This window comes from Candidatus Neomarinimicrobiota bacterium, assembly GCA_034716895.1.
In the GTDB taxonomy this organism is placed as follows: domain Bacteria; phylum Fidelibacterota; class UBA8477; order UBA8477; family JABMPR01; genus JABMPR01.
In genome coordinates this window covers 1-3,897 of sequence record JAYEKW010000066.1, presented here as the reverse complement: position 1 = coordinate 3,897, position 3,897 = coordinate 1, and the positions used below count along the sequence as shown (strand labels likewise).

The following is a 3,897-nucleotide window of genomic DNA, read 5'->3' as shown; positions in this document are numbered from 1 at the left end:
CTGCCTTGGCAACGGAGTTGACCGATTGTTCCGGGATGCGATACCCGGCTCCATAGGCCGTACTTCCCACTGTCAGGGCCGCAACAGCGGCAAGGACAAGTTTCTTTTTCATTTTCTTCCTCCCTTATTTGAGTAATGTCAGTTTTTGAATCTGATATTTTCCCTGTGATTCCAATTTAAGCAAATAGACCCCGGATGCAAACCCTGAAGCATTCCAAAGCAGTTGATTTTGACCTGCATCAACTTGTCTATGCTCCACAATAACAGCCACTTCCCGACCGGACAGATCATAGATCCGGGCATCCACCATCGCTGGAGCATGTAAAACAAATTCGATGTTCACTGAGGGGTTAAAAGGATTGGGATAAACTGAGGTCAATTCAAAGCTTTCAACCACCTGTGGTTCACCATCCACACCTACTGGAACTGTGCCTACATAAGGAATATTACCATACATGATGTAATAACCCAAACTGGAGTTCTCGTCGGCCTGAGTCCAGATCACATCAGCGCCTCCGCCAAAACCGATCCCCGCTTCCCTGACCTTGCGTCCCAGTGTGGGATTCTTGATGGAATAGTTCGTGGCATTCACATAGTCACAGGCACTGAGTTGAGCCACATCATTCCAGGTAGATCCGGCATCAGGAGAAGTCCGGTACATCACATTATAGATACCTTCATCATTCCTTTCCATCCAGGTGATATAAACCCCGTGATTGGGATCAACGGTAATACTAGGACGCTGAACTGTCAGTGTATCTGCCGAAGCATCTATCTGAACTGGATTGCTCCAGCTCCCAGCCTGGTACTTCATGTAGTGGATATGAGAACCATTCGCGCGGTAAAAAGCCATGTGAACATTGCCACTGGGATCGGCAGCGATCACCGGCTCACCATCCCGGACACCGGCGTTGCCCCATCCCAGTGGATCCAGACCAGCAAAGCCAGTTCCGTCCACCAGATTGAGATAAGCCACGCCCGTAGTTCCATCAGCTTCTGTATAGGATTGACTATCATAGGACTGAATTCCCAGATAATCATAACAAAAATCACCTGTGCTGAAGCTATCCTCTGGACCAGCATCGGCAGCACCATAGCGGTCGTACATCCAATCCCGACCCACGATCCATAACTCACCGCCAGCATCCAGAAAAGCAGTCACTTCAGTATTATCAATATCCTGAACATCCCACAATGCCAGATTATCCAGGACCCCATCATCACCGGTGAACCAGATCACCAGATCATAACCGGTCAGACTATCTGCAGGAGGCAAATCAGTGGGAATCCCTCCAATATCACCACAATCAAAGGTGGTATAGCTGAAACCGAGATTATCAAGCGGCTCTGTGACAGCGGCTTCATTATTCCATTTATTGTCATCATCTACAAAGAGAATGCTACCTGAGGTTACCACGCCAAAGAAATTTAGAACTGAAGCCACCAGACTGTCGCGCTCATTCAAGGGGAACTGATAGTAGGGATTCATAAAGGTGGAAAGAACCTTGGAGCTGCCATTATCGTAGTAGATCGTGTTGGACTGACCAGCCAAAGGATACTCAAATCCACTAAATTCATAAATTGAAACCGCTTCTGTCCTGGGAGTACACCCATCGATATAGCGAGCAACCTGAGGGGTTCCATCCAGATAGGGACTGATGATCTCCGGTGTTGACCAGTTGTTTTCAGCATCCATAATGGACATCATGATCTCATATTGGTTGGTTTCCGGCAGGGGTTTGTCCTCCCAGACAGCCATCATTTGAGTGTCCTCCAAAGGGGCAATATCAGAATCCATATAATTGAAGGGTAATTCACCCGGTGTGGGATATTCAGTTGTCAGATTGGTAGTATTCCAGTTTACGCCCATATCCGAACTTTGACTGACATAGATATTGGGATCAAATACTGCTGGATCATTCCAGATCGAGAATGAAATAAACAAGTCACCATCTGGACCAATATTGATGGTTCCCACACCCGCATTATTGTCGATGTCATCAGCCACAATGGGGGTTGACCATGAGCCACTTTCCCATTTGCAAAACATCATATCTCGCATACCATCAGCACTTAATTCCTTCCAGGAAGCGAAAACCCTTCCAGCATCATCAGCTACAACAGCGGGAATGCCCGTCGCATTCTCAGTACTTTGGCTCAGAGGAACCGCAGGATCCCATTCATTAAAAAAGGAGTTATAGGTAACATAGTGGATTTCCATATTGCCTTCGGTATAGTCAGCCGCAGGTTCAAAAACCACAAAGATGTTTCCATCTGATGTACGGGCAATATTGCGGGCACCGGAATAGCGGGTTGCATTGAAGTAATCAACTTCGGCAACCACAGAATTGTTGGTTTGGGCCAGACCTGCCAGGGCCAGCACCAGTAGTATTAGTATCATTTTTTTCATCTGATCATTCCTCTATGTTTGATATCTGATTAAAACTTTTTGGCCACCAAGTCACGAAGACACGAAGTTTTATTAAAGCGCCTTTTTAGTGCCTTTGTGTCTTTGTGGATACTTGCTGTCAACTGCTCTCGCGTTTTAGCCACTAAGGCACCAAGGCACGAAGTTTCTGTAAAGGGTTTTGTTGCTTTCGTCGTCTTTGCGAAGGAGGCAGTTGCCGACTGTGGCAATCTCAAACTTTGGTTAAGGAATACAGATCGCCGCACTCCTTCCAGTCGTTCGCGAAGACGAATCGGATTTAAGACTATGTTTGTCACACGCTTCATTATTTCAATAACTGACATTTAGTGATTTGGGAAATATCCGCATGCTTTACCCTGATGAAATACACACCTGAGGCAAGTTGGAGGATGTTGAAATCAATTTGAATCTGATGGCTGCCATTTGAGAAGTTCTGAACTCGGGGATTACCCCGCGCTTTACCGTTCAGGTCAAATATCTGAATTTCATAAATGCCGGACTGCTCAATCTGCAGCGGGAGGTTCAAAGTGGCATTGAATGGATTGGGATACACCGGGCCAAGTGCAAAGGTTTCCGGTTGAGCAGCCGCTACCGGTCCAGTGATACTGACAGGGATATTAAACCTGGATGTGTCAAGACTTTGGTAGGGTTGAGCATTGAGATCATATTCACGATTAAAGGTCTCAATATCCGGATTTCCGGCACCGCTGACGCCAAAACGGTAAGCCAGGGTCTCACCCACATACGAATTTTCGAAAGTAACTTCCGTGGTGTAGATCCCATTTGATTGATAGGTAAATTCAGGTGAATTCTGGACATTTCCCAGGGGATCGATATTGCCCAACAGAACCAGCGCTTCCCCGTCTATCAAGGGTCTATCCTGCATGTCGATGATAAATTCTACGGTCACATCATTCCCAATGGAAATAGTGAATTCGCGAGACCAATCCCACCAGATATTATCCCGATTTGCCCGCACCTGATATTTGTAGGTACCTGGCGAATTCACATCGATGAGTATACTGGTATCCGTAATTGCAGAGTTCAGGGTGATCCAATTGCCACTCCCCAGTTTCTGCTGCAATTCAAAATGATCTGCAAACAAACGATGGCTGGTTAACCACTTCAACTCGAAACTATCCTCATCGATCCAATCGATATCTTCGCTGATCATCGGATTGGGAACGATGCCCTTCAGAGCACCAAGAATAGTATAGGAGTAACCAGGTAAAAAAGCTCCCGTGATATCATACCAGCCGTTATTATCACCATCCCAACCATAATTAATGTGAACCAGCCCGTATTGACTGGCATATCCATCGGCCACAACGGCATGATCCACGGCACCGTTCACAGCCAGAGCTACGGGTCTGCCATCTTCCAGATTTGCGATGACCTGTGACATAAACCCGGTGGCACTGCTGCTGGTATAATGGCCACTGCTGCGAAAATGATAGTGCAAAGCAGTC

At 46.7% G+C, this 3,897-nt stretch carries 2 protein-coding genes; both read right to left on the bottom strand.

Annotated features, from left to right (window positions below; all coding sequences use genetic code 11):
* Window positions 1-124 precede the first annotated feature (124 nt).
* Complete coding sequence (locus U9Q77_04565; GenBank protein MEA3286629.1) at window positions 125-2,410, bottom strand: T9SS type A sorting domain-containing protein; 2,286 nt, start codon at window positions 2,408-2,410, stop codon at window positions 125-127.
* A gap of 322 nt (window positions 2,411-2,732) precedes the next feature.
* Window positions 2,733-3,897: C10 family peptidase (locus U9Q77_04560; protein ID MEA3286628.1), on the bottom strand; the 1,165-nt coding region annotated here is incomplete at its 5' end.

What these genes read in the sequence shown, in the direction of transcription:
- U9Q77_04565 (MEA3286629.1), bottom strand. Translation starts at nt 2,410, where the DNA reads ATGAAAAAAATGATACTAATACTACTGGTGCTGGCCCTGGCAGGTCTG.